The 21,604-nt window shown below is 36.7% G+C and carries 34 protein-coding genes and 1 pseudogene; 4 read left to right on the forward strand and 31 right to left on the reverse strand.

Annotated features, from left to right (window positions below; all coding sequences use genetic code 11):
• Positions 1-20 precede the first annotated feature (20 nt).
• The 27 genes and pseudogenes from AB6B24_RS10375 to AB6B24_RS10505 form a co-directional block, all read right to left on the reverse strand.
• Entirely contained in the window at positions 21-863 is an 843-nt protein-coding gene (locus tag AB6B24_RS10375) for an Ig domain-containing protein (RefSeq protein WP_369164608.1), read from the reverse strand.
• Entirely contained in the window at positions 860-1,228 is a 369-nt protein-coding gene (locus tag AB6B24_RS10380) for a hypothetical protein (RefSeq protein WP_369164609.1), read from the reverse strand. The genes AB6B24_RS10375 and AB6B24_RS10380 overlap by 4 nt, the downstream gene beginning before the upstream one ends.
• Positions 1,225-1,662: an HK97-gp10 family putative phage morphogenesis protein gene (locus tag AB6B24_RS10385; RefSeq protein WP_369164611.1), complete on the reverse strand. Its 438-nt coding sequence runs from the start codon at positions 1,660-1,662 to the stop codon at positions 1,225-1,227. Before AB6B24_RS10385 ends, AB6B24_RS10380 begins: the two co-directional genes overlap by 4 nt.
• Positions 1,652-1,981 carry a phage head closure protein gene (locus AB6B24_RS10390; RefSeq protein WP_369164613.1) on the reverse strand — a complete coding sequence of 110 codons (330 nt, stop codon included), beginning with the start codon at positions 1,979-1,981 and terminating at the stop codon, positions 1,652-1,654. The genes AB6B24_RS10385 and AB6B24_RS10390 overlap by 11 nt, the downstream gene beginning before the upstream one ends.
• Before the next feature lies 1 nt (position 1,982).
• Positions 1,983-2,549 (reverse strand): hypothetical protein, encoded by a 567-nt coding sequence (locus AB6B24_RS10395; RefSeq protein ID WP_369164615.1) that lies wholly within the window; start codon positions 2,547-2,549, stop codon positions 1,983-1,985.
• Between the two features lie 2 nt (positions 2,550-2,551).
• A pseudogene (locus AB6B24_RS10400) lies at positions 2,552-2,647 on the reverse strand (30S ribosomal protein S16); the annotation flags it as partial.
• Between the two features lie 40 nt (positions 2,648-2,687).
• A complete protein-coding gene (locus AB6B24_RS10405; RefSeq protein ID WP_369164617.1) occupies positions 2,688-3,587 on the reverse strand; it encodes a phage capsid protein in 900 nt (299 codons plus the stop codon).
• Positions 3,588-3,602: 15 nt separating this feature from the next.
• The gene (locus tag AB6B24_RS10410) at positions 3,603-3,851 is read right to left on the reverse strand and encodes a hypothetical protein (RefSeq protein ID WP_369164619.1); all 249 of its coding nucleotides are present in this window, start codon (positions 3,849-3,851) and stop codon (positions 3,603-3,605) included.
• An 11-nt stretch (positions 3,852-3,862) separates the two neighbouring features.
• Complete coding sequence (locus tag AB6B24_RS10415) at positions 3,863-4,465, reverse strand: phage scaffolding protein (protein WP_369164621.1); 603 nt, start codon at positions 4,463-4,465, stop codon at positions 3,863-3,865.
• A 144-nt stretch (positions 4,466-4,609) separates the two neighbouring features.
• On the reverse strand, positions 4,610-4,885 hold the full coding sequence (locus tag AB6B24_RS10420; protein WP_369164623.1) for a hypothetical protein: 276 nt from the start codon (positions 4,883-4,885) through the stop codon (positions 4,610-4,612).
• A 49-nt stretch (positions 4,886-4,934) separates the two neighbouring features.
• Positions 4,935-5,789: a phage minor head protein gene (locus AB6B24_RS10425; protein ID WP_369164625.1), complete on the reverse strand. Its 855-nt coding sequence runs from the start codon at positions 5,787-5,789 to the stop codon at positions 4,935-4,937.
• Positions 5,790-5,797: 8 nt separating this feature from the next.
• Positions 5,798-7,444: a phage portal protein gene (locus tag AB6B24_RS10430; protein ID WP_369164627.1), complete on the reverse strand. Its 1,647-nt coding sequence runs from the start codon at positions 7,442-7,444 to the stop codon at positions 5,798-5,800.
• On the reverse strand, positions 7,444-8,685 hold the full coding sequence (locus AB6B24_RS10435; protein ID WP_369164629.1) for a hypothetical protein: 1,242 nt from the start codon (positions 8,683-8,685) through the stop codon (positions 7,444-7,446). Before AB6B24_RS10435 ends, AB6B24_RS10430 begins: the two co-directional genes overlap by 1 nt.
• A complete protein-coding gene (locus tag AB6B24_RS10440; protein WP_369164631.1) occupies positions 8,675-9,073 on the reverse strand; it encodes a hypothetical protein in 399 nt (132 codons plus the stop codon). Before AB6B24_RS10440 ends, AB6B24_RS10435 begins: the two co-directional genes overlap by 11 nt.
• Before the next feature lie 163 nt (positions 9,074-9,236).
• Positions 9,237-9,695, reverse strand: coding sequence for a hypothetical protein (locus tag AB6B24_RS10445; RefSeq protein WP_081144348.1), 459 nt, complete (start codon positions 9,693-9,695; stop codon positions 9,237-9,239).
• Between the two features lie 3 nt (positions 9,696-9,698).
• Positions 9,699-10,010, reverse strand: a complete 312-nt coding sequence (locus AB6B24_RS10450) for a hypothetical protein (protein WP_369164633.1) — start codon at positions 10,008-10,010, stop codon at positions 9,699-9,701.
• A complete protein-coding gene (locus AB6B24_RS10455; protein WP_369164635.1) occupies positions 10,007-10,213 on the reverse strand; it encodes a hypothetical protein in 207 nt (68 codons plus the stop codon). Before AB6B24_RS10455 ends, AB6B24_RS10450 begins: the two co-directional genes overlap by 4 nt.
• The gene (locus tag AB6B24_RS10460) at positions 10,213-10,569 is read right to left on the reverse strand and encodes a DUF1064 domain-containing protein (protein ID WP_369164637.1); all 357 of its coding nucleotides are present in this window, start codon (positions 10,567-10,569) and stop codon (positions 10,213-10,215) included. The genes AB6B24_RS10455 and AB6B24_RS10460 overlap by 1 nt, the downstream gene beginning before the upstream one ends.
• The gene (locus tag AB6B24_RS10465; RefSeq protein WP_369164638.1) at positions 10,569-10,847 is read right to left on the reverse strand and encodes a hypothetical protein; all 279 of its coding nucleotides are present in this window, start codon (positions 10,845-10,847) and stop codon (positions 10,569-10,571) included. Before AB6B24_RS10465 ends, AB6B24_RS10460 begins: the two co-directional genes overlap by 1 nt.
• A complete protein-coding gene (locus AB6B24_RS10470) occupies positions 10,844-10,996 on the reverse strand; it encodes a hypothetical protein (RefSeq protein ID WP_369164640.1) in 153 nt (50 codons plus the stop codon). The genes AB6B24_RS10465 and AB6B24_RS10470 overlap by 4 nt, the downstream gene beginning before the upstream one ends.
• Positions 10,997-11,033: 37 nt before the next feature.
• A complete protein-coding gene (locus AB6B24_RS10475; RefSeq protein ID WP_260313316.1) occupies positions 11,034-11,258 on the reverse strand; it encodes a hypothetical protein in 225 nt (74 codons plus the stop codon).
• Positions 11,248-11,442, reverse strand: a complete 195-nt coding sequence (locus AB6B24_RS10480) for a hypothetical protein (protein WP_195935770.1) — start codon at positions 11,440-11,442, stop codon at positions 11,248-11,250. The genes AB6B24_RS10475 and AB6B24_RS10480 overlap by 11 nt, the downstream gene beginning before the upstream one ends.
• A 200-nt stretch (positions 11,443-11,642) precedes the next feature.
• Positions 11,643-13,982 carry an AAA family ATPase gene (locus tag AB6B24_RS10485; protein WP_369164641.1) on the reverse strand — a complete coding sequence of 780 codons (2,340 nt, stop codon included), beginning with the start codon at positions 13,980-13,982 and terminating at the stop codon, positions 11,643-11,645.
• Between the two features lie 2 nt (positions 13,983-13,984).
• On the reverse strand, positions 13,985-15,580 hold the full coding sequence (locus AB6B24_RS10490) for a DEAD/DEAH box helicase (RefSeq protein WP_058224531.1): 1,596 nt from the start codon (positions 15,578-15,580) through the stop codon (positions 13,985-13,987).
• A complete protein-coding gene (locus AB6B24_RS10495) occupies positions 15,555-15,815 on the reverse strand; it encodes a hypothetical protein (protein WP_046781502.1) in 261 nt (86 codons plus the stop codon). Before AB6B24_RS10495 ends, AB6B24_RS10490 begins: the two co-directional genes overlap by 26 nt.
• Positions 15,816-15,829: 14 nt before the next feature.
• The gene (locus AB6B24_RS10500) at positions 15,830-16,408 is read right to left on the reverse strand and encodes a hypothetical protein (RefSeq protein WP_369164644.1); all 579 of its coding nucleotides are present in this window, start codon (positions 16,406-16,408) and stop codon (positions 15,830-15,832) included.
• 19 nt (positions 16,409-16,427) lie between these two features.
• On the reverse strand, positions 16,428-17,465 hold the full coding sequence (locus AB6B24_RS10505) for an ATP-binding protein (RefSeq protein WP_369164645.1): 1,038 nt from the start codon (positions 17,463-17,465) through the stop codon (positions 16,428-16,430).
• A 72-nt stretch (positions 17,466-17,537) separates the two neighbouring features.
• Between AB6B24_RS10505 and AB6B24_RS10510 the strand changes: the two genes are divergently transcribed.
• Entirely contained in the window at positions 17,538-17,798 is a 261-nt protein-coding gene (locus AB6B24_RS10510) for a hypothetical protein (RefSeq protein WP_369164646.1), read from the forward strand.
• A 36-nt stretch (positions 17,799-17,834) separates the two neighbouring features.
• Here the strand turns inward: AB6B24_RS10510 and AB6B24_RS10515 are convergent, their stop codons facing one another.
• Genes AB6B24_RS10515 through AB6B24_RS10530 form a run of 4 tightly spaced genes read right to left on the reverse strand, consistent with a single transcriptional unit; the run spans position 17,835 to position 19,817 of the window.
• Positions 17,835-19,115, reverse strand: a complete 1,281-nt coding sequence (locus AB6B24_RS10515) for an AAA family ATPase (RefSeq protein ID WP_369164647.1) — start codon at positions 19,113-19,115, stop codon at positions 17,835-17,837.
• A gap of 53 nt (positions 19,116-19,168) precedes the next feature.
• Positions 19,169-19,423, reverse strand: coding sequence for a hypothetical protein (locus tag AB6B24_RS10520; protein WP_369164649.1), 255 nt, complete (start codon positions 19,421-19,423; stop codon positions 19,169-19,171).
• 4 nt (positions 19,424-19,427) lie between these two features.
• On the reverse strand, positions 19,428-19,577 hold the full coding sequence (locus tag AB6B24_RS10525; RefSeq protein WP_160321586.1) for a hypothetical protein: 150 nt from the start codon (positions 19,575-19,577) through the stop codon (positions 19,428-19,430).
• A 9-nt stretch (positions 19,578-19,586) separates the two neighbouring features.
• Complete coding sequence (locus AB6B24_RS10530) at positions 19,587-19,817, reverse strand: hypothetical protein (RefSeq protein ID WP_058221518.1); 231 nt, start codon at positions 19,815-19,817, stop codon at positions 19,587-19,589.
• A gap of 414 nt (positions 19,818-20,231) precedes the next feature.
• Between AB6B24_RS10530 and AB6B24_RS10535 the strand changes: the two genes are divergently transcribed.
• From AB6B24_RS10535 to AB6B24_RS10545, 3 genes are read left to right on the forward strand one after another with little or no spacing between them, the layout of a single operon-like run.
• Complete coding sequence (locus AB6B24_RS10535; RefSeq protein WP_195362704.1) at positions 20,232-20,561, forward strand: helix-turn-helix domain-containing protein; 330 nt, start codon at positions 20,232-20,234, stop codon at positions 20,559-20,561.
• A 26-nt stretch (positions 20,562-20,587) separates the two neighbouring features.
• Positions 20,588-21,025, forward strand: a complete 438-nt coding sequence (locus AB6B24_RS10540) for a hypothetical protein (protein WP_058224538.1) — start codon at positions 20,588-20,590, stop codon at positions 21,023-21,025.
• A 39-nt stretch (positions 21,026-21,064) separates the two neighbouring features.
• Positions 21,065-21,523: a hypothetical protein gene (locus AB6B24_RS10545; RefSeq protein WP_369164650.1), complete on the forward strand. Its 459-nt coding sequence runs from the start codon at positions 21,065-21,067 to the stop codon at positions 21,521-21,523.
• Positions 21,524-21,604: the final 81 nt, after the last annotated feature.

Here is a 21,604-nt window from a genome sequence, read left to right on the forward strand (position 1 = left end):
TACTTTCCTCTATTCTATTTTTAAGCTGCAGTTACAGTAACAGCACAAGTTGCAGTTTTACCGTTTGAAGTGGTAAATTTGACATTTGTTGTACCAGCTTTGACACCTACTACTTCCCCTTGAGCATTTACGGTGGCGATTGTTGAATCGTCAGAGCTGTATGTTCCTGATTTGTCAGTTGCATCAGCAGGTGCAACAGTCGCTGTCAATGTTTCATTTGCCCCAACTGCGAGAGATAGCGTTGTTTTATTCAACGTCACTCCAGTTACTGCGACTGTTTTATCAGTTGGATAAAGGATAGTCCAAGGGAACTCATCGTTTTGCAATTGTTCAAATGAGGCATTGGCTGTTCCTTCATAGTCAATAGCAGCTTCATCACCGTCTTTTGTTTCAAGAGCAAAAGCGGATGTAGTCAGCACATTGTCTAAAAGGATGATGATAGGTTTTTCACTACCGGTCAATTTACCAACGATCGCCATATTTTTGATGTAATCACCTTCTTCAAGGTAACGTTTTGATTTAATTTCAGTATAGCCATCATATTCTGCTGACTCGTTTTTAGTACCATTAAGTCCTAAGGCCATATTTTCAGCCGTGAGTTCTTTCAATTTGGCACCAACAGTTGCGTGTGCTTCATCAAGTACCCAGAGGCCTTGAACATCCACATGGCCAGTCCCATCAACTCCGATTTTGCGGTATTTTTGTTCGATATTTACTTTTGTTCCATCACTTGTTGCGCCAAGCGGTGTTCCTGTAAATGATTTTGAGGTTTCGTCCCATTCCACGTTTACTACAATTGTTCCTGCATTAATCATAAAATTTTCTGATGAAGTTTTTGTATAACCTGAATTTGGTAATGTCATTTATTTCTCCAATCTACTTTGCAATAAATTTGCAAATTTCTGCGTTTCAACATATCACTCTGTGTTTCCACTGAATATGAACGTTGAAAATAAAAACGTAAAAAAAGCCCATCCGTGAATTTTTGATTGAAATCAAAGTTTTCACGTAAGAGACTTTCTAAATTAATAATATTGATAAAACTAGAATTTTCATCAAAAATATCAATGTCTAAATAAAAGCCATCAGTATTTCTGTTGATGTTATCAATATCAAGTGAGTATGTTAGATAAGGGTAATTAATTTTTTCAGAGTTATTAATTTCCAAATAACTCTCTTTAGTAACTTGGTCAAACATCAATTTTAATGTTTGCAACAACTCAATCATTTTATCCCCTTTCCTAGTTCCTGTTGATAGATATTCTGAACTTCTTGCTTAGTGTCACGAAAAGCATTTCTCAAGAATTTTATAGGCTTTAAACCTTTAGTAAAGTGTGGTGTTCCATCAGCGGCTCGATAAAACCAGCCACCTTTTCGACCAGCACCATTTTCAGCAAATTCACCAGTACCGAATTCATTGTAAATAGCATGGTTGTCTGGTGAACCAATCTGTGAAGCCATTCCGCCAGAGTAGCCGCTATCTTTTACCAATTTGTAATCAATATGATCTCGTAGATTGCCAGTGTCAACTCTATCTTCAGCAGTAATATTTGCCTTTGCTTGTGAGCGGACAAGTTCACTTGCAGCAATAATGGCACTTTCTACATTACTATCAAGTAGCTTTTCAACGGCTGGGAAATTATTCTCATATTTAATTGCCATTCTTGCCTCCAAAAACAAGATAAATCTCATTATGATTATTGAGTCCCATAGGATTATCAGGGTAAGTAATTGAATAAACTTTTCCCTCTTCATCAATAACTCGCATTTTATCAGTGATTCCAGAAACATACTTTGGAATAATTAAAATATGAGTAGATTCCTCAACGATAGCATTTTGTAATGTGGCTTGGTTTGTCCCATTAACTAAATCCAAATAACCTTTTACAGTAATGAAATCCTTCCAAGCTTTCACAACTCCACCGATTCCGTCACCGTCAGATTCAAACTTTTGAATAATAAAAGAATGAGGTGCATACATCTTACCACCTCATTTTCTTATATTTTTTCAGAAAGCCAAATAAACTAGCTGGGTAACCATTGATTGATTCACTCGAATTCATATCATAGTAAGTGATGTTCATCCGAGCAATACTTTCAGACTTGATGCCAAGTTTATCTCCCATAGATACATCATACTGGAGCAATCTTTTGACACCCTCGACAATGTCAGGAGGGTAGGATATCTTAGTGATAAAAGCACTTTGGAAGTTGCCATTGAACAGCTCCGCATCTTTAAGCTTGATTGTCTTGTCAGTGACTTCTTCAATCACATACAAGCCATCATTCACTCCCATGCCCTGATTTAATCCTGAACCCGTCTGACTCCAGGTATTACTGATTTCAATTGTTTCACCAACACGAAGAAAAGAAAGCGTGTCATTGAACTCTAAAGTATTTTCATTGGTTACTTTGAACTGATAGAATCTGATGTTCAAATTTTGGAACTTATTATGAGTTAGAGCACGAATAGACTGCTCTAATCCATCAAGTGTTTCTTGAGTCAGGTCAGAGTTGATTTTTTGTGCTTCATCTGGCGTGATAATCATAATTAACCTCCCACTAAAGCAAGTAAGTCAGCCTTTACCATTGAGCTGGTGTAAGCTATCCCTTTCTGGTCAAGATAACTCTTGATTTCGTTTACTGTCCAGCTATCATCTGGGATAGCCCCTTTCTCCGGGGCATCATCAGGGTTTAGGAGCTGGAGCAGTTGCTTTCAAGACAGCTTTCTTGTTGTCATCAAGCATGAATTGACCACCTTTAGCATGAGCTTGAAGTGCTTTACCGTCAAAGGCTTCTACATCAATTGTACGAGCTGTAGCAATACCAACGAAAGGAATAGCAACTTGATCAGCAGCAAAATAAGCAACTTCTCCAGAAACAAAGTATTTATCAGGAGTTTCTTCAAGTTTGAACCCTTTATATTTTGGAACAGTGTTGTTATCAAGACTGACAGTTGCACCTTTTAGTGAAGTTGCATTAGTCAAATCAACAACTGCTTGATATAAATCAGGAACAAGGTAGGCTGTTTTATCTGCATCGATTTCATTATTAGTGAATTCTTTTGCAGCAGCATTGAACAAAGCATTGATATTTGCTTCTGTGTATTTGCTATCAGCATCTACCATTTCAAGTGTTTTGCTTGCGTTATCAGACAAGAATTTACCGTTCTTTTGGTTCATGTAACGAGTTTGAGCAATTGATTGAGCTTCCAAACGGTCAGCTACTGCATCATTAAGTCCAGCATTTACTGTGGCAACGTCAATCCCTTCGTGAATTGCCAATTCATAGCTGAAATCAACATCAGTATCAGCATAAATAACCTCAGTACGGTCACCAAAACGTGAAGAGTTTCCAGTTCCAGTTCCAAAACCAACATTAGCATCTTTGCTGTAAGTTCCAATTACTACTGGTGTAGCATTAGTTTTTACAGAAAAGGCTTTTGTGTTAGATGTGATCCCGTCAACTGATTGAATTGGAGCAAATGCACCAGAGAATGCGGATTTAGCGTTAAATACTGCGGTAAGAATACCTTTATATTGTGGTTCAAAACGACGTGCATTTTGTTGGTTGTTATTAGTTGTCATAATTTTTTACCTCTCTTATTTCCCTTGTGGAACATATTTTGCGACTTTATCAGCAAATGGATCAGGTTTACCATCACCATTACTGCCAGGATTATCTTCTGGCGAATCGATTTTTTTAAGGCCTTCTGTAAGGTCTTGCAAGGCTTTACCTACATTTGCATCATCTTCTTTATCAATGGCATCTGTTAGCCCAGCGACAAGTTTGTCAATTCCAGCTTCTTTAAGCTGTGCAACCGTAATCGGTTGTTTTTGTTGGTCTTCCAAAGTAATTCCTCCTATTGGTTATATTTGGCAATTTTTTCTGAGAACGGGTCAAAATCTTCTTTTTTACCGTCTTTAGGGTTGTTATCCAAAGGAGTCCAGCCCTTATCATCTTTTGGAGGTTCAGGGGCCTCAAAGTATTTTGGATAGCTTTCTTTCAACTCATTGAGCTTGTCATCGAAGTTAGTAAACTCTCCATCTTCTCCAACTTCTAAATCTTCTCCACCACGCATTTTATAGTTGAGAATATAGTCAATGTCATTAACACCAGCTTTAGTCAGCAATTTTTCAAGCTTAGTAGTACGCTTGATTGAGCTATTTTCGCTTGTCAGTGTTTCAACTTGACTTTGAAGTTCTTCAAGTTTTTCTAATTCAGATTGATTAGACTCTAAAGTTTCTTGAACTTCTTGGGCAGCAGCTTCAAGTTCTGTAATTCTTTCTTTACTAGAATTGAGTTGCTCTTTTGCTTCATCTCGTTGTTGAACAGCCTTGTTATAGCGTTCTTCAAGATTCTGTTCAGAAGTTAAATAGAACTTGTTTTCTTCCATTCCTGCAGTAATGGACGTCACTTGCTCATCATCTAAGCCAAGAGATTTTAAATACTCTTCAAATGTCATTTTATTCCTCCTCACACCTACGCTTTTATACGAGTTCGCTCTCACGATGCTTGCACTTTTTACGACGTGTCTAGTCGAATTTGAACAGTTTTATGCCATGTTCAGGGCATAAGAAAAACCCGTGGAATCCCAAGGGTTTAAAAGTTATTTATCTTCATAATTAAGCAATGCCCCTGATAGGTTAGCTTGTTGAGAAGTCTTATAAATTTCAGTTGCAGAAGCTAGAGCTTGAATAAATATTTTTTCATCTTCATATCCCTTTTCTCCTCGGAAAAACGATAAAGCCCAATTTTCCGCAGCAACCTTTAATTCAACTTGTACGTTTGTATTGACATCTATTGTGATATTTCCATCATTATTCGTAACTTCGATCGTAAAATCTTCATCAACTTTGGTCATTTTCTTTTTAATATTTTCCATTTTCTGCCCTCCTTTGAGCATAAGAAAAGCGCCTGTCAATGACAAACGCTTAGTTTTTATTTTTTAACCAATCATCATATTTCTTTTGATAAAAATTCTCACCCTCTCGATTCAACTTAGGCGCAATTCCATTAACGACAGTGACCGTTGTACATCTGCAATTAATATCTTCTTCAGCAATTCCAAACATCCGAGGCCCTTGTGCTTTATATGAACCAATTTTAAAGTCTTCATCAACTTCTTGAATCTGACCATTGAGTAATGAGTGGTCTGTACGAGTTCTACCATCGTTAGTTGCCATCCATTGTTTCTTTAAATCAACACCTTTTTCTTTGACTTCCTCATAACCTTTTTGAGTGGTTATAGAACGAACACGACCGCCTTCTGTACGAGCAATTCTCAAAGCTTGCCGATAGTTAGCTTCTGTAATTGTTGATATTTCCAATGCCATTCTGTCATAACCATAACCAAAAGACATTCCTCTAGCAATAGCATCACTAATCTTTGAAGCCAATTCATTTCTGTATTTATAGAGTCGCTTTGACAAAGTAGAACCAGCTACTGGACTGTTCATCAGCTCAGTTAAAAACTTATTGTCTAAGCTATGAAAGTTCAAATCAAGATTATAGCCAGTTTCAAGAGAGTAATAAACAGAATTATACCCGTTTGCTCCTTCTGTTAAAACATGACTCTTAATCGTTTCAGCAATATTAATGCTAGGCTCTCCAAGTATTTGACGAATTTCATTACTGACATTTAGCAATCTTTCAAACTCTATCCGTTTGCTAAAAGATAGATCACCGTAATGCTCTAGCCAATCCTCAATTTTCTGATTCACAGATTTAGAAATGTTTTCATAGAACTTGTGGAGCTTTTTTTCATCTACTGGACTTTCAATATTCATGAATCACCTCAACTTACCACTCCAGCTACAGTGTTATTAACATTATCATCACCAAGTAATTTATTAGCCTGTTCTTCACTAACTCCAATAGCAACAATAATCATCTGAATAGCTTGATTCCGTGTAAGAACATTAGTTTGATATTGCGTGATTATTGAAATTAGAGATTGAGTTTGCGCTCCATTTAGTGTCTTAACTCCAGCAGCATCTTGAGCCGCCTCAGCCACTTCTTGAGTATCAGAAGCACTTGGTTGTTCTGTATATCCTTTAACACTTAATTGTTGTTGGATTTCGTCATAATCCAAGTCATAAATATCACAAATCATTTGAACAACTTCATCATCCGGCAATAATGGAGCTGCTGCAAGAAGTGTTTGGACTTCAACTGATTTTGTATCAGCTTCAACCTTTTCATTATTAGCAAGATCGTTTTCATTGACTAGCATTTCACGAGTAATGACAAACTCAACTTGATTGCTGTTGTAGGATGTGTTATTTTTTCGATTAATATCCGCAATGACTAAATCAAGCGACCATTTCAAGAAAGCTCTCAACCGAACCTCTGTCTTATTGGCTTTCATGTCTAGTCTTGTGTATCGTGACTTAATAACAACGTTCGTCACATTGCCATCACCGACTTGTGAGCTATCAAACCCAAAGCCGAAACGGTAGATATTTTCACTATCAATCTCCATCTTAGTCTTACGACCTTCAACTGGAATATTGACAACTTTTACATCAATTCCACCATCATCTCCAACACCTACAACCTTTTTATTCCGGAGGTTCATTTGGAGTTTATCTAAAGAGTCACCTTCAAATCCTCTAACCACATAAATGGCATCAGAGAAAGACTGTAAGTTGTTTGATAGATAAGAATTCATCAAGTCATAGTCATCAATAAGCGCTTTGATAGGTTCTAAATCTGTTCGTTCCTGTTGGTTGTTCTGGTAACGATAGAGTGGAATAGTATCGTAAGAACGGCCTCCAATCTCCTCTCCATTAGTTCCAAGAATATGAGGCTGTGAACCGATGTATTCATAATTATCTTTTTCAGAAGCTTCAAAGGTCATGACTTCTTTATCATCATATAGTTCAGCAGTCTTAATTGTTTTTACTTTACCGTCTTTGACGATGTCATTTGAATAGTAACGAAGGACTTTTTGAACGACATTCAAATCATCATAAATAGGAATAATTTTTAAACCGTCTAAAACTTGAAAGACAATGACATCATCAGGAGTAGTCCGAGGATAAACATATTCAAAACCTTTCTGACTTCCGTTTGTCAGCAAGTCATTAAGGAACAATTGAAAGTCTTCGTTATAATAATCTTCAAGGTACTTAGCCAGCTGGTCATCATCACATTCGATTTCAACTGGATTTGATAAAAGGTATTGGACTTTCTGGTCAATCAATTCATTTAAGAAAGCATTGGGTATTTTGATATTTGTAGCGTACTTGTCTTCTCTTAGATTGTTATCATCATCAATATAAAAAATTCGATTGTCTAAAATATCATGTTTGTAGTTATAGTAATCTACACCTTGTTGAGCAATTTTCTTTTTATTGTCTTTTAAATCTGCCTGAATCGCATTTTTAATTCCGGAAGCAATAATTGTTGGGTCTTTGCTTAGTAGTACATTAGTTGCCATTATACTAACCAACCTCCTTTACTTTTAGTTTGTCTAATTAAACTTGCTGCACTATCTGGCGCATCATCGTGTTCGGCATTCTCTGTATAATCCAATACCTGAGCCATATAATCTGGGTCAGTAGTATCAAGCCATTGAATGTTGGACCACTCCGCTCTCAAATAGGTAGCAATCTTAATAAATTTATTTTGTGATTCGTGATATTCTTTGACTGGAATGCCACGTTTTTTAATTTCTTTAGCAAGATAACCTTTATCCCCATTGTTTTCAACATGGATTGTCCCAAGCTTCAATTCCTTGTGGATAAGTTCAATCTCATTCAAGCAATCATCAACGTGCTTGTCCCATTTCTTGCCAAACATCACATTATCTTTTTTAGCAGTGTAAACGGTCGAGTCACTCCCACCGTAAGCCGCATCAATGTGTGCTGTTCCATTGGCCATTTTGCCAACGTCGGCAATATAGGTTGGAGCGCTAAACATGGCATCTTTATCAGCAATATGTTTCAGTTCGTAGTTGGCAGCAAATAAGCTGGGAATCATGGCTTGTCTCAAATGCTCTAGCTGTTCTTTACTAATTAATCCTGTTTCGTAACAGTCGTATCTTCTGACATTTGGCATCTTAGAAATCGCATCTTCCTTGTGCCAAGGAGTTCCAGTATTAATGAAACGGCCACCACGATTTTTTACGTTCTGCAATTCCTGGTACTGGGTTTTAGTCCGCTCACGTTCTGCACGGCTCACACGGTCTTTCAGATTGACAATGTCATCAGTGATAACAATATCCGCATGCTTACCAGTAATGCTGGCACCAATCCCCAAAGCAAGAAGTTGAGAAGTCCCCTTATTACTTTCTTTTAGATTAGTATCAATCTCAGTCGTTGTTGCTTTCAATAAGATAACTGACTTTCCCCACAAAGCTTCTGAAAAAGCTTGAAAGATGTCTGACTGTAATAACTTCTGAACCTGCAAGACAATTTCCATAACATCCGTGTCTGTTTTACGCATGAAGATGATGGTTTGATTTGGAAACATGACTAATAGAATCGCAATTGCAATTGAAAGACAAGTCGTTTTATATGACCCACGATGAGCCAGAAGTGTTTCGTCTTCCTCAGAAAATAAAAAAGACTTGATCCATTCGTTATGAATTTCTTCTAAGTCTTCAAATCCACTTTCTATTCCAAACTGAACAGGATGATTAAGAACTAGGTCCATGAAAAAATCAAAATCATTCTCCATCCTTCATCCGTCCTTTTATTCGTTCTTGTATCTCTTTGCTACGTTCGTTTATATCAACTGAACCTGACAGCTCCGTTTGACTTTTATCGACGTAAATTCCAGCTATCGTTAAAATCATTTTGCGGTCCTGGAATCCTTTTTCTTTCATAGCGTACTTATAAGCAGCATTTAAAACACTACCCGCTTTAGCTGTGACCAAGCCCATTGTGGTTTCATTGACGAGGTTTGAGAACTCCTCTTTCCCCATCGCTTCATAATACTTACGACGGCTTACATTCGCAAGGTTACAAATATCTGTAACAGTTTTCCCTGCATTTTCTGGATTTATAAGCACTTCAAGTAATTTTTTTTCAGCTGTAGTTGGCTTGTATATGTTACCTTTTGTCACATCTTTGTACCTCGCTTTCTGTAAAATTTGTATAAAAAAACCTGCCATTTCTGACAGGTAAAATCTAAAAGGAGTTATCGAGTCGTATCATCATTCACTCGTTCACAATACTATTTTAACTCATTTTTTCGGTCACTTGTTCGCTATTTTTTAGCAAAAACGGTCACTTTTCCGCAAAATTTATTTCGATGCGTTCTTCTGCAGCAATTTCATCAATCTTATATTCCAATTTTTCAAAAAATGGACGAATGATATTTTTATACGCTTGAGTTTTTTTACCAAAGCCAAAACGCATCAATGCACCTTCAACAGTTAATTCATTGTGAATATAAACAGCCTTGATTATTTTCCAATGCCCTGGATCTGTTTCAGCAATCATTTCTTGAATTGCTTTAAACTGCCGCCTATATTTAATTAATGTTGGATCACATTCTAGCTTAATGATATCACTTAAAACTTTTGGATCACGAACCAAATTTTGAGGAGTTATCCACCAATTCGGGTCTAGTCCACTATTACTTACTGGATATTGAATTTCTTCGCATCTCCGTTTTACTTGTGATTCAAACGGATATTCTCTCAATGCTTTGATTAAATATCCATATTCTGTGCTTACTTTCAATATCTACCCCCATAATATCTGAATGAATGATTCATAAGTCTTAATTCCTAAGATATTCTCCCCGTGAATTTCTTTGAGTGTTATAGTAAAACCTTCACCAAGTTTTTCTTTTAAAAGAGAAATAGTTTCTTCATTGCCTAGCCTCAATCTTAAATAACTATCATTCTGTTTACTTACTTGAATTCTATAACCTGTGTATCCTTTTTGGGCTGACCTTCTGATAGTATTTTCTAAATCAGTTTTTCCATACCATCTCTCAAACCATTTTTCATGAGATTCTTTTTGAGATGATTTAATTTCATCAATTAATGTCATTCTATTTCCTCCAAATCTTTATAACTGTAACTCAATAGTGCTCCTTCACTTTTTAATGAGATGTAAACTTCATTAATTTCAACAGAATCATCAACCGCTAGTCTAATCGCTGCCAAAGCTGATGGAAGTACACATTCAAAATCTGGAGCTTTAGTTTGGGATTTGAGTGCCTGTTTTCGTTTAATTCCAGGGGAAATTTTCATCAAATCACCTTTTCTGTAAATTCATCTTTTCGAGCAACTTTTTTAGCAATCGTGATTTGTATTCCATACCGATTGGCAAACATCTTTGCTTTAATTTTAAATTCAGTAGTTAAAACCCCTTTTACATCTACGATTTTAACCAAGTTACCAGCATCATCATAGAAAGTAAAATCTGGCTTGTAGTAAATTTCCCGATAAGCTTTCCCATTAAGCCTGAACTTATCTTGTAAGACAAATTTTTCTTGCATTTTCATGTTCGGCTCATGCTTATGCAACTGATAATAGATTGATTCAGCCTTACTATCAAAAGTGATGCCATCAACCGTTACTTTTTTAGCTCCGTATTTGTGGGCCATCAATCTTCCTCCAAGTCCGTTCCGATATATTCTGCTGACAAAAACCAATCCAACTTTTGAAAATTTTCTTCTAGCAAAACATTCCAATTAGTCACATTGCAATTAAAACCACTCCGTGACTTTTTGACTTGTGCTGGAGTTGTCACTTGCATAAATCCCAGCATATCAAATCCAACTAGCCACTGGATTCTTTTTCCTTTTTGGTAGAATCCACGTTTCAAGTCTTTATCGATAACAAAAGCTATCAACTCGTCTGCAGTCTCAAATTTTTTATTCACTCAACCACCTCAATAATTTCTGTAGCCAAAACACAGATACTGCCATCTTCAATCCAAGGGTCTTTTATCCATTCTGCCTTAGCTTCTTCAATAGAATCGAAATTATCTAGTGTATAAACCGCTACACGTTGAGGTTCTGCGAAAACCATGCAACCCTTTTGGGTAACCCAATGATGTCCTTTTAGTTTATATTTCATTTTTCACCTCTTCCCAGGTATCTTCTAGCCAGTCAAGTAACATGTTCGTCTGTTTCATGACCAGCGGTTGTGAATTATATTTTGTGCTCAACTCTCCAAGTGAATTTACAACCCAGTTCCAAAAATCATCATTTCCGAATCCTAATTTTATCGCCTGTGAGTTGCACTCTAAAATCCAATTCTTAACATCGTTGAAAAATTTTTCATAGTCCATCTGATTTATCCTTATATAGGATAGTGAATGAAGTTATCTTTACTACCCCAGATTCTGAAATTGCTAGATTCTGTTGTACAGAAACAATCTCAAACTGTTTTTTTATTTTTTCAAGAATAAAATTAATTCTGTGATTTATTGTTCCAATTTTTTCATTTACAAATTCAACATATTTTACTTTCACTAGTCACCTCATTTTTTCTGTAACATTCAACCTCTATCTTTTTTTCTTTTTCAGGAAACATATACTTGAGGTGTGCACGGGGTGGATGAATAAATTCCACCCCTGCATACACTTGTTTATGTTTACATAGAGGGCTTTGAGCACCTTTTTTGCTTGGTGCGCAATTCCTAAAATCGAACAGGCTTTGAGCACCTTTTTACCTAATCACTTTCAGGGCTTTGAGTACCTGACCCCCTCTGCTCATTTCCTGAATCATCTAAGGCTTTGAGCACCTTTGTAACGATACCGTTTTTGTCTTTTATGTAATCGTTAGGAAACTCTTGTAACCAACGTTTTACAGTATCACTAGATGGCTGCCCTTCAATTCCTTTTGCTAATTCTCCAATCGGGATGCCTTCTCTGTCACCAATTAGGAAATCAAATGCGAGATTGATTTTATCTTTACGTGCTTCTAAACGTTCTTTTTTCTTATCCTCAGAAGCATTTTTCTCACTTCCTTTTTTTGCACCACGTTTAAATGCTGGCTCACTTCCAACTGGTTCAAGGTCTTTCAGAACTCCAGAATCATCAGAATAATGCAGCGGATAATTAAACCAAAGATTGACTGGTTCAAACTTTGGAAACTCTCGAAGTGTGCCTTCAAGTCGCCAAGCAGTCATCAACTTCACAACTCGTTGGACTTGTTCCAATTCAAATCCCGCAATTTCTCTAGCACGTTCATCCCCAAATGCCAAAGCCAAATGTTTTCGCATTTCAGGAGCTGACAGAAAATCATCCTGACCAATTTCATTAAGATATTCTGGTCTCTCATCTCTGATTTTGGCTGCATAGAAATTGGCTACAGCCCTGGCATCTTGTTGTTTTCTCAAGCTGTCAGTAACTTCAAGCTCAATTAAGTCAAGAATTGCGTCAGGGTCTCGGGCAAATACTCCAGAACCAGAGCTTCGGTCCATAGAAGATTTACCGCCCTGTGCTCCTTTTGAGTGGTGGTGACAATAAATAACAGATGTCCCAAGTTCTGCAGCTACTTTGTCAAAGTTATTTGTAAACTTGGCCATTTGTTCCGCATCATTTTCAGAACCTGTCAGTACTTTATAGATTGGGTCAATAATCACTGCATCAAATTTTTCTTTTTGAGCACGTCTGATCAGTTTCGGTGTCAGTTTATCCATTGGAATAGAATGACCACGCATGTTCCAAATACTAATATTTTTTAGATGATTTGGTGGGACATTCATTCCTTGGTAAATATCTTTGAATCGCTTATAAGCTGAGGGGCGGTCAAGCTCCATATTAATATAGAGTACTTTTCCACGTTCACAATTAAACCCAAACCAAGGAATCCCCTCTGCAATCGCAATACACATTTCCATCAAAGCAAATGATTTTCCGGCTTTTGATGGTCCAGCGATAAGCATTTTATGACCTCTGCGCAAAACTCCATCAATCAAAACTGGGGCAAGTTGCGGGTCTTCTTCAAACATATCTGCAAGACTTTCAAACTCCGGCAAGTCATCATTCAAATCCTCAATGTAGGTTTGCCACTCTTCCCAATTCGCTTTACCAATATTTGTATCAATAAGAAATTGCTTATTCTCTCCACGAATTACACCAGGCATTCGAGATAAACGTGACGGATTTTTATTTTGGCCATCAACTTCAAGGCCATTTTTATTACAAATTTTATAAAGGTATTCAACCCGCTCACGGTATTCGTTTTTGTCTTTCGCATCGACTTTTACAATGGCATGAACTGATTTCCCACCAGAATAAACAAGTGCAGCAATTGGCAATTCTAATTCACGCATGATTGCATTTTGCTTTTCAAGTCCTAAATTATCCGATTCAACTAGAGCGTATTTGAACTCAGTAACATTTTCATTTTTAACCCCTTTACCATCAAGAGGATTGAAACGAATCCAAGCGCCACCAAGAGGGTCAGAATCTCCTACAATATAACTCAGGTCTTTTTCATCTTTATACTTTTCTAGTTCATTGAGTAATTCTTCTGCGGTTCTAGTATAGTTACCTGCGCCACTGACAGAATATTTCCCGTCATCACGCAGCCAAGATTTCATGACATAACCAATGTAATCATCATTTTTGAAAAGCGTTTGAATATAAGTTTTAAGCTGTTCTACAGGTTTCCAATTATCATCAGGCTCTCTGATTTCTTGACCTTCAACCCAAGATTTATCAATAAACTTATAATCTCGTGCTGAGCTCACTTCATCATCCCAGCCTAAGAACTCGTTCCCATCATTCCCTTTATAAGAATTTGAAGACCAACCATTTTCTTTTGCTTTCATAGTGATAAATGCACCAGTTACTGGTGTAGCTCCATTATGGCCAAGTGAACCCCACTTTGATTCCATTTCTCGTGCATTATATCTACTATCAGATTGTGACCAACTGTCCCATACATCAAAGGTATAGCCCTCGAATTTCAAAGCCATTCCAACTGATACCCAGTCCAGATAATCAAGTGATGATGGTGAGATATATTCAAGGAGTGGCACTAAATCAAATTTTTCTTCCAAGCTTAAACTCCTTTATATTCCTTCGGATTAATGTCAACTGGAATTCTCCAACCATTCCCAGCAATACGGTCAATTAGACCTCGTGCTTTATTAAATTCCCAAGTTCCAACATGCTGGAAACCACGACTCTCTAAGAATCTAATTTGTTTAGGTGTAGTCAACCCTGACATTTTCCGTTTATTTAATTTATCAAGTAATACTTTAGCTTTCCCAGAGTTTTCAATTTCTTCTGGAAAGATACCGAATTTTTCAAGTGCTGCAATTTGTTTATCAGAAGCTGGTGCCATTTCCCAACCAAAAGATGGGGCATAGTTTATTAGGTCTTCTGATTGAATAGAAAGTTCAAACTGTAGAGGGTCCACAAGTTTTCGTTTCCGTTTTTTCATCGTTGCCAATTTTTCTGCCAGTGAGTTTTCTCGGTCTTGAACCACTTCACTCTCAGCTTCCTTTGCGACTTCTTCTAAATCAAAGAGTTGTAACTGATCATCTTCTTCAATCTCAGCCATTTTTTCGGTCATCTTTTTGGCAATTTCATCATCTTTAGCAATCAAGTGTGCTGGATGAACTAGCTCATGACGTTCTGTGTGCCAAAGGAAATCCAAAATTAAACAATCTTCTTTGCCTTCTGCCAAACGCAAGCCACGGCCAATACATTGAACATAAAGCGGACGTGATTTCGTTGGTCTTAGCATAATGACACAATCGACTTCTGGTGAGTCCCAACCTTCTGTCAGTAACATTGAGTTGCAAAGTACGTTATATTTCCCGTTGTCGAAGTCTTCTAAAATCTCCGCACGGTCCTTGGAATCTCCATTGACTTCGGCAGCTTTAAAACCTTTTTCATTGAGAATATCTCGAAACTTTTTAGAAGTTGCTACAAGCGGTAAAAAGACAACTGTTTTTCTGTTTGAGCAATTCTTGACCATTTCATCTGCTATTTGATAAAGGTAAGGGTCTAATGCACTTCCAACTTCACTTGCTTTAAAGTCTCCGGCTGACATTGAAACGCCAGATAAATCAATTTTTAATGGGATAGTCATTGCCTTCATTGGTGACAAGTATTTATTTTTTATTGCATCAGGCAAGGTATATTCATAAGCAAGCGACTCAAAGAATTCACCCAGATTTTTCTTGTCTGTTCTGTCAGCAGTTGCGGTTACTCCTAAAACTTTAGCTTCACTAAAATATTCAAGGACTTTCTGATAACTACTGGCCAAAATGTGATGTGCTTCATCAACAATGATAGTGTCATAATAATCTTGCGGGAAATCTTGTAGCCGTTTTTCACGCATCAAGGTTTGAACACTTCCGACTGTCACGCTATAAAATGAATTTTTTGCAGTCTGGTCGGCTTTTTCAACTGCAGCTTTCAATCCTGTTACTTTGAAAAGTTTATCTGCAGCTTGGTCAAGTAATTCGCCACGGTGGGCCATAATTAAAACCCGCTCACCTTTGCTTACTAATTGTTTTGTTAAATCTGAGAATGTCACGGTTTTACCCAATCCGGTAGGAAGAACGAGCAGTGTCTTCTTGACACCACTCGCCCATTCTTCTTGGATTCGATCATTCGCTTCATTCTGATACGGACGGAGTTCCATTATTATCCTCCTCTAAATCAAAGCTCATTTGAGGGTTTGCTTTATCTTCTAATTCAAGTGCTTTCGCCTCAGCATTATAATAATCTTCATCACATTCAAATTTTGCTGTGATAGTATAGTCTTTCTCTTTGTAAGAGAAGTCTTGACCGATACTTACCAACCATTGAGAGAAGCTTTTTACAGCTTCTGAAAACTCAAATTTAAATTTACCTGTTAGATTTTTTTCTGCAAGCATTTTCTATCCCCCTCTTAAAAGTTATAGCCAGCGCCATTTTGAGGTGCAGCAGTTTGTTGTGGGAATGGCGTTACATTTTGTTGAGGTGGTTGAGTTTGAGCAGGTGGTTGTTGATAGCTTTGTTGTGGTGCTTGATACCCTGGTGCAGCAGTTTGTTGAGTTGGTTCAAGAAAATCTTTGATTCTATTGTTTTGAGCTGGATTCCCAGAACGGTCAGTATAGTCATTAACAACAAGACTTGCTGCACCTTTAGCACCTAATACAGTGCCCCAGTTCATTTTTACCTTACCTTCTGGATTTTTAGGAGCACCAATTGATGTAAAGAATTGATTGATTTTCCATTGCATTTTCTTATAAAGATAGAAGTTTTCTGTCAGTGTTGATTTTTCACCCGTAGGTGTTGAGAATTCCAATGTTACTGTCGCTTTAGGGCAGTTAGCTGGAATTTTACTTTCACGGTTCGCTGGCTTCTCATAAATACCTTTTTCAAGTCCTGTAATTGTGAAAGGATAATTACCTTCTGGCAAGAGGACAAAGGGGCTTCCTTCTTCTACTTCATCGTCCCAACCTAAAATTTGCATATCATCGTTCATTTTTAATTTCTCCTTTTATTTAGTAAGCTCTTTTAGCTTTAATTTCTGTGAAAATTTTGTCCCATTGAGCAACAAGCCCACCTTGAATCAAATCATCTGGATAATCTTTGACTGGCATTTCATAAGGTCTAAATCCTTTTTCTGCTACCAATCTACGAATTTCTTCTTCTGTCACTTCATTTACTGACATCAGTTGAGCCAATTCTTTTGGTATTGCTGGATCAATGATATTTGGTTCACGTCCAAAATTATTTTCTTGAGGTGTTTCAACCGTGGTTGCTGCAGTTACTTGTTCTTGTTGAGGTTGCTCAACTGGTGGCTGTGTCTGAACCCGTGGAGTAACTTGCTTTTGAAAAATATGGGCAATTGCTCCAAAATCAAGTGGTAACTTGTCAGGCAAATTATGTCTGTTTTTTGCATCCCAACCTGGATGATGTGCCGCAAACATAACACGTTGACCACCAGTTGCTTTTTTTGAATTGGTTTTGCTGTCAGTAACAATCGTTGTTTCATAATTGGCAAACAGAACCATATCCGCCCATTCTTTCAACATGGCGCCTGTTTTATCTTCCATTTTTAGCTGATAGCGGTCATAAGCACCCATTTGGTCAGGCTCTTCTTTTTTCTTGAGTTTCGCATGAGCAGTTACAACAACATTAATTCCAACTTCAACTACATCACTCAACTTATTTACAAGTTGACCAAATTCTTTTTCAAGAGAAACATATTTTGCCCCATAATCATTTGTACTATCTGTCCATTTTCCAAGTACGGCTAAATGTTCTTTACATTTTCTTTCAGCCCAATCCCCACTATCAATGATTAAGGTTTGGCAGATTTGACGTTGTTTAACATCTTCTACTTCATCCATAATCATTTGCCAACTTCGGGGAGAAGGCATTCGCATTACATCCATATTTGAGGTTGAACCCTCGATATCAATGAACACTGCATTTGGAAACTGCGAAGCAAAGGTTGACTTCCCAATTCCTTCAACTCCATACAAAACTACTTTTTGAGCGGTAGCAGTTGGACCGCTTGTAATGTTAAATACCATTATTTCTCCTTTGGATTTTAATTATTCTGATGTGATATAATAAGACTATTAACTTAGAAAGAAGGGTTTATTATGTCAGAAATTAAAGTAACTTTTTCGGACAGCTCTGTTGTCACATTTCATGAAGGTCAAATTCTTGGAAGATATGTGAGTTCAGCAAAACAAGATATTGGAGCTTCAATTGCACAACCATGTACACTTGAGGAACACCAGAAGGATGGGCTAGTACCTAGTTTTTTAAAAGTCCTCTTTAATTCAGAATTTTTCTATGATATTAAAGAAGATAGAACCTACTATTCTTCAAAAGCTGTTTCAAAAATTGAAATAATCTAATCTCTAACTTTCCAAGATTTTTATAGTCTTGGTTTTTTAAAACTGATATTTTGTCTGTTCTGGTTGAACTGGTTGTGTTTCAATTACAGCCGCTTGTCCAGTTTCTTCACCATAACCATCAGAGATGATAATAGAACACTCGTCACCAGTTGAAACTCTTGTGGCAATCGCTTGTAATTGTTCTTGCTCGAGCCATTGGCCAAATTCTTTCAAGGTGTCTAAGTCCATCTGTTCTAACTTATCAATCAAAATGAAACCACATTCTGGATTAAGTTTGCGAACAATTGCGGTTGAAACTTTAAGCTGTTCAGCTCCGGACATATTATCCCAGCGTTGACCTTTGTAGAGGAGTTCTCCTTCTGCTACTGACAGGCCAGGCAAAGGCAAATCTGCATCTTCTAACAATTGATTTTTATCTAAACGAATACGGTCAATTTGAGCGCTCAAGTTATCATATTTTTCTTTTTCAACTTGAGCATCTTGTTCGGCTTTGTCTTTATCAAGATTGGCACGGACTTTGCGATTGATTTCTTCGGTATTACTGATGCTGTACTCAAGTTGCTCAGTTGACTCATCATGCAAATCAAGTGCATCTTTTTCAGCAATTTCTAGTTGTTGGTCAACTTTGGCTTTTTCTTCAATTAATCGTGCAATTTCAGAATCAAGGTGAGCTTGACGTTGTTTCAGATTATCCCTTTGCCCTCTCAGTCGCTCATTTTCAGCATTCTTAGCAAGAATAGCTTGTTGTTCCTGAATAAGTTCAGACACACTGATAAGCTCTTTGGGTGCTTCCTGAAAGTAGGTCATTTCAGCAGCAAATTTCTTTTTCTGGTCTGCAACTCGTCCAATAACCAAACGTTCATTATAAAGTTCTTGTTCTTTTTTCTCGAACTCTGCCAGCTTGTCACCAACTCCAATGATTTGAAGTAATGTTCTTGCTTTGTCAGCATTTGATGATTCCATGAACTTCGGAAGATTAAGGGCGAATTCCTCTACAAAACTATCAAGGAGTTTTTGTCCAGCTTTTTGACCGCTTGGATCAATGACTTTCAAATCACTATTTTTTCCATCACGCTTGATTTCTAAACCGTTGCTCAATGATATTTGAAGATTTGGAGGAAGTACGCTACCTTCACGGTGTGGTTGGCTAGGTTTGTACTTATTACCACCCAAAGCCCATGCAATGGAATCAAGGATTGATGTTTTACCTTGGCCATTTCGTCCACCAATTACGGTCAGTCCGTTTTGTGTTGGCTCAAGTGAAACAGCTTTGACACGCTTCACATTTTCAATTTCTAATTTATTGATTTTTATCATGTTATTCACTTTCATTTTTTGTTATAATGAAGGTAGAATTTTGGGAAAATTTTCTACCAGCTCGCATTACCAGTGCGGGCTTTTTTCATTTCCGCAAAGAATGGTGATTCTTCTAACCACATTCCAAGCGATTGTTCTTTTGCGTAATGAACAAGTGATTCACTGGGTTTGGCTCGTGGCTGTTTCATAGCTCGAACACGGTCATTTGCGCTGAGGATTGAACTATAAATCTCCAATTGTGCTTCAACATCTTTGCGACCTTCTAACCACTGTTGGTCAGACTTATTTAAAAGTTTAATTTTGAGCATTTCTTTAAGCTCTCCCCTCTTCTCGATTGATAGCAGCTAGAACCATGTAAAATGGGGGATAATCATTAAATCCTTTTCCACTTTCTTTTATGTCGGCAAGCTCAACAACTGTTCCATCTTTAAACTTGCCATAGATTTTCGGTCTTTTATCCATTTATTCTTTCTAGGCTCCTTTTAATTCACGAAGTTCATCTAGTTTATCCAAAGTGATTCCTTTGTCACTCATGATCTTTGACATAAGCACGCTCGCTTCATGTTTTGGAGTTTTGTTATGAAGCATTTGATGAAATTGAACTTTCTTCTGTCCATACTCAGAACCTAGAGAATCTTGTCGGATTCCTGTAAGTTCCAACCATTCAAGAATTAGTTCACCTGCATTACTTGATTGTGGCATTTAACTGCTCCTCTCTATAAAATAATTAATAACAAGTTGCTTCACTCTTTGACTTAGATTTCCGTCTGCCGTACTAACACCGTCTGAGTAGTTGTCTCTGCTGTTATTTTTGATATAGAATTCAATTAAGAATCTAGTTAAATATTTTTTACTAATAATTTATGCTTTAATTCTTGACTTTTTTATTAAAAAACATTAGAATGATAGCATAGTTAAAAGCCTTAACAATTACTTTATAAACTTGCTTGGCGGCTCGGTTCATTGTATTTGTGAAGTGTATTTATTAACTGAAAACTTAACTAGAAACTTAACTCATTTCTACAAGATTTATTATACTAATGTTTTTTAATAATGTCAAGTTTTTTCTATTAAAAAACATTAATAGTTTTTCTTGTATCTTTTTGGAGGTGCAAAATGACGGTTTATGACCGCGTAAAATTCCTTTTGGATAAAAGGAAAATGACTGTTGGTGAATTTGAAGAAAAATTTGGACTTTCAACAAACACAACTTACAGGTGGAAGAAAAATATTCCTAATGGGGCAACCCTTGAAAAATTAGCTACTTTCTTTGGGACTTCAACTGACTATCTTATTGGACTATCTGACTCTCCGTTCAATGAAAAAGATGTTGACCGGATGTTAGGAAGCGCCGAAGCATATAATGGACAACCTATGACTGATCATGATAAAGAAGTAATTAAAGCCCTGATTAAAGGATACATGGAAGCTAAACCTAAAGACTAAAATATAAAATCATGACAGGAGATTTTATGAATTATAAAGAAATACTTGATGAGATAGGAATACCTTTGGTGTTTTCAACCTCTCCTCTCGATGGTGGAGGCTACTATCTCCCTTATGCTTTTGAATATGGAGAGAATGGTGCGATTATTGTTGATGGTACTATTGAATCTGATGAGCAGATGGAAATCATTACCCTACATGAATGTGGCCATAAAATAAAAGGGACTACTTTGACTAAGCTAAGTTCCTCACAGCTACATGTTATTAATGAAGCTAAAGCGAACAGATTCATGATACATTGCAAAGCAATTGATTACTTAGAAGAAATAGACTATCATGCGTGTTACTACACTCCTGAACGATTTCTAACACGCTTCAAATTATCTGTAAAAGAATTTTACGATATGGCAGCTCAGGAAATGGAACAAATTGCTATAGAGAATCAGTCACAATTAATTTTTTAAAAACTAAATTATTATTAAAGAAATAACTAGGAGAAAGTCATGGGAAAAAAAGAATGCGGAATTTGTAATAAAAAATTAGGCGCTTTAACCGCTCATTATAATTTGAATAACAATAATGAAATAGTATGTGCTGATTGTATGAAACTGTTAGGATATGATTTAAGAGGATTAGCTACTAAACCACTACTTTTCTCTAAAATATTAAATTCTCTTTCAATTGAACAATTAAAATCTGGAGAAGCAAATCAAATAATAGAAGATAGTTTATCAGAAGCAAAAATTGAAAAAAATGCAAAGAAAGATATAAATCAATTAAAAAAACAAGATAAAAAATTAGCTAAAGAAGGCGCAATATGTTCTAAATGTCATAGCCATAATGTCATTTCACTTGGCGCAATACAAAAAGGAAATTTTGGAATTATAAGAGTTGGTAGTAATACTAAGGGTTTCAAGATGATGTGCAATGACTGTGGACATAAGTGGGAAATAAAAAATTAAAAAAACAAAAAAATCCGCCCAAACTTTGGACGGCGAGGACGGATTTAATCTCAAGTACAGTATAAACACTTCAAATGAAGC

This window comes from Lactococcus sp. AK05 (assembly GCF_041026685.1).
Taxonomy (GTDB): domain Bacteria; phylum Bacillota; class Bacilli; order Lactobacillales; family Streptococcaceae; genus Lactococcus; species Lactococcus lactis.